Origin of the sequence: Streptomyces sp. NPDC051987 (assembly GCF_040680735.1) — a bacterium.
Classification (GTDB): domain Bacteria; phylum Actinomycetota; class Actinomycetes; order Streptomycetales; family Streptomycetaceae; genus Streptomyces.
In genome coordinates, this window is sequence record NZ_JBFAXI010000184.1 from 1 (window position 1) to 4,914 (window position 4,914).

At 69.5% G+C, this 4,914-nt stretch carries 4 protein-coding genes; all 4 read right to left on the minus strand.

What is annotated here, in order from left to right; genetic code table 11:
- Nucleotides 1-150: 150 nt before the first annotated feature.
- A complete protein-coding gene (locus tag AB0M11_RS41050) occupies nt 151-1,002 on the minus strand; it encodes a hypothetical protein (protein WP_365714046.1) in 852 nt (283 codons plus the stop codon).
- A 234-nt stretch (nt 1,003-1,236) separates the two neighbouring features.
- Nucleotides 1,237-1,413 (minus strand): hypothetical protein, encoded by a 177-nt coding sequence (locus AB0M11_RS41055; protein ID WP_365714048.1) that lies wholly within the window; start codon nt 1,411-1,413, stop codon nt 1,237-1,239.
- Between the two features lie 314 nt (nt 1,414-1,727).
- Nucleotides 1,728-2,405, minus strand: a complete 678-nt coding sequence (locus AB0M11_RS41060; RefSeq protein WP_365714050.1) for a hypothetical protein — start codon at nt 2,403-2,405, stop codon at nt 1,728-1,730.
- A 2-nt stretch (nt 2,406-2,407) separates the two neighbouring features.
- The coding region (locus AB0M11_RS41065) for an RNase A-like domain-containing protein (protein ID WP_365714052.1) at nt 2,408-4,914 on the minus strand (2,507 nt) is incomplete at its 5' end.

The following is a 4,914-nucleotide window of genomic DNA, read 5'->3' on the forward strand; positions in this document are numbered from 1 at the left end:
TACACGACTGGCGTCCCACCCGTCCCCCCCCCCCCGCTCTACCGACCCCCGACCCGGGGCCCCTCCCCCCCCCGGCCACGTTGGGCCCGGCCCGGCGCGCGGAGCGAGGCCGAACCAGAGTGAAACGAATCTTCAGCGGGTGACCGGACGTTACTTCACGTCGACGAAGTCGCCGGTCGCCGTCGCGGCGCCGGTGGTGGCGTTCGTGGCGAACGAGTAGCGGTAGTAGCCGTCGACGGTGGCCTTGGTGGTGGTCTTGAGGGCACCGCCGGCGTCGGCGGTGATGGTCTTGAGGGTGGTGTAGGTGGTGCTGCCCTTCTTGCGGAACTGCAGCTGCACCTTCTGCGACGCGTACCCGGCGTACTTGCCGGTGTTCCAGTCGGCGCGCGTCAGCTTGCCGGTGACGGTGACGGTCTTGCCCTTCTTCACCGGCTCCGGGGCGGCGTCGACGGTCAGCTTGGACGCCTTCTTGATCTTGGTGGTGGCGACGTTGTCGTCGATGCTGGCGTTCGCGGAGAGGTCGAAGCCGCCGAGGAACAGCTTCCAGGTGCCGGCGGCACCGTTCTTCTTCAGGTCGGTGGCCGCGTCGATGTTGAAGACGGCCTTGCAGGTGTAGACGCCGGTCTGGGTGGTCGACTCGACGCAGTTGGGGTCGTCGTCCGTGTCCAGTTCGCCGGTGATACCAGTCGCGCTGGAGCTGTCGGTGCCCTGCCAGAGGGCGGCAACCGTCAGCGCGACGCCGTTGTCGCTGGTGGCGGTGTAGGTGGCGGTGACGGACTTCTTGGTGGTGGTACCGAGGACGATGTCCTTGCCGCCGTTGACGACGCCCTTCGAGAACTTGATGTTCCCCTTCGCGTCCTCCGGGTGAACGGTCCTGGCGGAGAAGGGGGCGAGTCCGCCCTGCGCGCCGGAACGTTCCGCCGCCTGAGCGGCCACCGGAACAACGAGCGCGGACAGGACGACCGCACCGGAGAGAACAGTGGCCGCGACGCGTATGCGCATGTGAATCCCCTGGGATCGGAAAGGCCCGCCGGGGTCTCGCCCGCCGGGCCATGGACCCATGCAGCGTACAAATCGGATGGAGAACCCTTGAAGATCCTTTGTGCAATAAGTGTGTAACGGAGCATTTTTGACGGACAATCGACATGCACAAACTCAGCTGCCGAGCCATGTCCGGCCCCCATGGCAGCTGCTGTCCAACGCCTCTGCGGCCGGCGACGTGCCCATCTGCGCCGCTCACCCGAAAAGGCCGGGACAGTCGGCGTCCTGCTCGCCGAGGAGGAGTTCGTCTCCGCTGGGGAAGCGGGCGGCGCCGCCCTCCTCCCAGGTGACCACGATCGCGAGGCCGCCCGTCGGTCCCCGGTCGGTCTTCGCTGTCTTCACCCTGCGCCACTGCCCCTCGTAGCCGATCACGTCACCCGGGACGACACCACCGAATAGGTGTCGCGACCCGGGTCCACCAGTGGACGGGAAGCCCGCCCCCTCCAGTTCCCGGCGCACCTTGTAAGTCAGTGCCGGTCTGTTTGACGTATTTGGCCAGCACTCCCTTCGGTCAGTTCAGAAGCACACGCGCCAGTCACTTCGAACGACTTCGCCCCGCCGACCAGGCGGCCGGCGGGGCGAAGAAGACGAAGAACCTCTAATTCACCAACAGCATCCGGCTGGTTTCCGTTCCGGGCCCCGGGACGCGGTGGCTCGCTCACCACCCGCACTACCGAGAACCGCGCCTACGGCTCCACCGGAACAAGATGGAGGTAGCCCTCCTCGATCAGGTCCGGGTAGCCGAACCGTTCGCCGACCGCGAGGAGCGCCTGGTGCTCATGCGGGCCGATGGGTAGGGCCGAGGCCTTGAGCACCCGAAGGAAGAGCCGGAAACCCAGGTCCTCGTCGACCCTCTCGACCACCTCGGTCAGGGCGGGCACCAGGCCGGGGAGCTTGGGAGGCCAGACACGATCCTCCGTCGCGGCCGTCAGCCGGGCCGCCACGCCGTCCATGGCTTCCAGGACCGCCGCGCGCAGACCCGGATCATGCGCCGGGGCCGGCGGAGGCGGGACGAAGCCCGGATCCGCCAGCCGCTCGGCCTCCAGCCACGCCGCCTCGATCCCGGCCAGGCATTCCCGCATGCTCTCGTCGTCCCACCGGGGATCGAAGTCACTGTCCGCGCCCCCGACCCACACCGTGCGCAGCACCGGGTCATCTAGAGGCGACTCCAGCAACCCTCGTACGTCCCGGCCGAGCAGGGTATGGCCCGGCGCGGGAACGTCGGTGACAGAACGGGCAGCGATCATCCGGAGGGCGGGTCTTAGGCCGCTGTCCACGAGGCAGTCCAGTTCCGCCACGGTCAGGGTCTGCTCCATGCCGTCGCACTGCATGGACAGCCAGGAAAGCCCGAATTCCGCGGTCATGATCACCCCTCCGGATACGCGGTGTAGACGACCCACCTCTTCGGGTGGCCGGGAACTTTACCAATGAATTTCAGTGTGACGACGACCTTGGTCCCGGCGGCCGCTCCCTGGACACCGTCGCGTACCCAGACCTGCCCCAGCGAGGGCCCCATGTCCCGGACGTCCCAGATGAATGTCTTGTTTTCCAGCAGCTCTCTCGCCGCCATGCGCTGAGCCTGCCTTCTCTGCCAATTCGTCAGTTGGACCTCATTCTTCTTCAACCAGCCGCTTACGGCCTTGTCGACCGCTTCGGCGGCGGTAGCCGTGTCGGTCCATCGAGTGGCGACACCGTTTTTCTCCTCTACCGCCTTGGCCGCCATCTGCCTGTCCGTCGGCTCGACGTGGTCCGTGATGGTGTGTGCGCCCCCCAGGCCCTCGTCCCCGATGATGTCGGTGCAGTTGTGGACGAGGAGGTCCTGGGACCGGGATCCGTCGGCACGGACGTAGAAGGTGTGCGTGCCTTGGACGGTGAGGTCGTACACGTCGCGAGGCGCCAGGACGCCGTGCTCGCGCAAGGCGGTCACCGGGCTGAGCGAACCGTCGGGTGCCCGGAGCAGATCCCCGACGCGCAGGTCCGACACTGCCGTCCAACCACGGCCGTCGACGTAGAAGCGATGGCCTGTCGTGCTGGTGACCAGCGCGCCGCCGACGGTGACGTCGGTGAGTGCGGAGGTGTTGTGCCGGTGGGTGGAGATCACCGGTTCGGTGACGGTCCGGCCGGTGGCCGGATCCGTGGTGCGGAGGAGGTCACCGGTGCGGACCTCGCGGATGCTCTTGACGGAACCGTCGGCCAGCAGCACGCCCGTGCTCGCCGTGAAGCTGTCCTTGGTGCAGACCGAGATGACGTCTTCGAGTTCGTCGACGGCGTCCTCGATGTGCTTCAGCGTCGAGGGGTCGAGGCCGTCGATGGTCTTCAGGGCGTCGAGCGCGTCGCGGATGCCAGTGCCGGCCTCCATCGCCGCGTCGAGTGCCCGGAACCCCTCGGCGATCTTCTCGAGAGTCTTGCCGGGGATGAAGTTGGAGGCGGCCCAAGCGCAGCCGCTGGCACTTCCGTGCCAGCAGTCCACGAAGTCCTGGACCAGGATCTCCTTGCCGACGGTCTGGTAGGTGTGCAGCAGGCCCTTGAGAATGTCGAGCTGGGTGAAGGTCTTGGTGTCGTCCTTCGTCAGGCCCTTGAGCTGCTCGGTCTTGAGGAACAGAGTGTCCTCGTCGGGGCAGCCGGCCGCGGTCGCGGGCACGTCGGGGTTGACGCACAGGTAGAAGTCGACCGACACGTCGAACGTGTAGGTGAAGGTCACCGTGCAACTGGTGCCGAAGCCCGGTGGGATCTCGCAGGGCTTGTCCTGCTTGACGTCCGTGACGTTGAGGGTGTCCTTGTCGATGACGTAGAAGGTGCCGCCGATGCCAGTTCCGGCCCCGGAGCCGACCTGCTGGTTGGCCTGGGCGTTGGCTGCCTCCGTGGCCGCCTGCTGGGCGGATTCGGCGTACTTCTGGGCGTCCTTGGCGGCTTCTTCGGCCGCGGTGGCCTGGGCGTCGGCGTCCTTGGCGGCGGCCCGGGCGTCGTCGGCTGCCTGTTCCGCCTGGCTGGCGGCATCCCGGGCGGCCTGGGCGTCGAGGGCGGCGGCGTCTGCGGAGTCACGGGCCTGCGTGGCGTAGCCGTCGGCGCGGCCTGCGGCGTCGTCGGCGGCCTTGGCGTCGGCGGTGGCCTGCTTGTCGTAGGCGATGGTGCGGGCGAGGGATTGGGCGGCCTGGGAGGCGTATCCGGCGGCTTCGGCGGAGTAGTCCAGTGCCTGCTTCGCGGAGGCGCGGGCGTCGGCCGCGTATCCGGCGGCTTCGGCGGCGAGGGTGTAGGCGGCCTTGGCGTCGCCGGTGGCCGCGTTGGCGGTGCTCGTCGCCTGGGCGGCGGCCTCCTGGGCGTTCTGGGCGTGAGCCTCGGCGACGGCCTGCTGCTGCGCGGCGATCGTCTTGGTGGACTGCCCGGTCAGGACGGCGAGGCCGGCGGCCGAGTCGGTGGTGACGTACGGGGCGCCGAGCTGGACGGCGTCGTTGGCGGGAGCGGCCACCTGGCGGGCGGCGTTGCCGGCGTCGACGGCGGCCTGGGAGGCGGCGTAGGCGTGCCCGGTGGCGACGTTGGCGCCGGCGATCGCGGTCTGGGCGGCCGTGCTGGCCGCGTCTGCCTGTGACTTGGCGTCGGCGGCGTGCGCCTCCGCCTCGTCGGCGAGTTTCACCGCGGCGCTCGCTGCGGTGGCGGCCGTCTTGGATGCGGCGATGGCATCGGCGGCGGCGCTGGTCGCGGTGGCGACGGCGGCGTCCGCGTCCTCCTTGGCGGACCGGGCGGCGTCGGCGTCGGCGTGCGCCCGCTTGGCCGCGGCCTCCGCGCGGGTGGCGGCCGCGTCGGCGTGGGCCGCGGGCGGGGTGGGCGCGGCCGCCGCCGGGGCCGCCGCGGCGGCGGCGCGCTCCGCGGTGTGGG

Excerpts from the sequence above, each read along its gene's own strand:
- AB0M11_RS41050 (WP_365714046.1), bottom strand. The coding sequence starts at position 1,002 with ATGCGCATACGCGTCGCGGCCACTGTTCTCTCCGGTGCGGTCGTCCTG.
- AB0M11_RS41060 (WP_365714050.1), bottom strand. The coding sequence starts at position 2,405 with ATGACCGCGGAATTCGGGCTTTCCTGGCTGTCCATGCAGTGCGACGGC.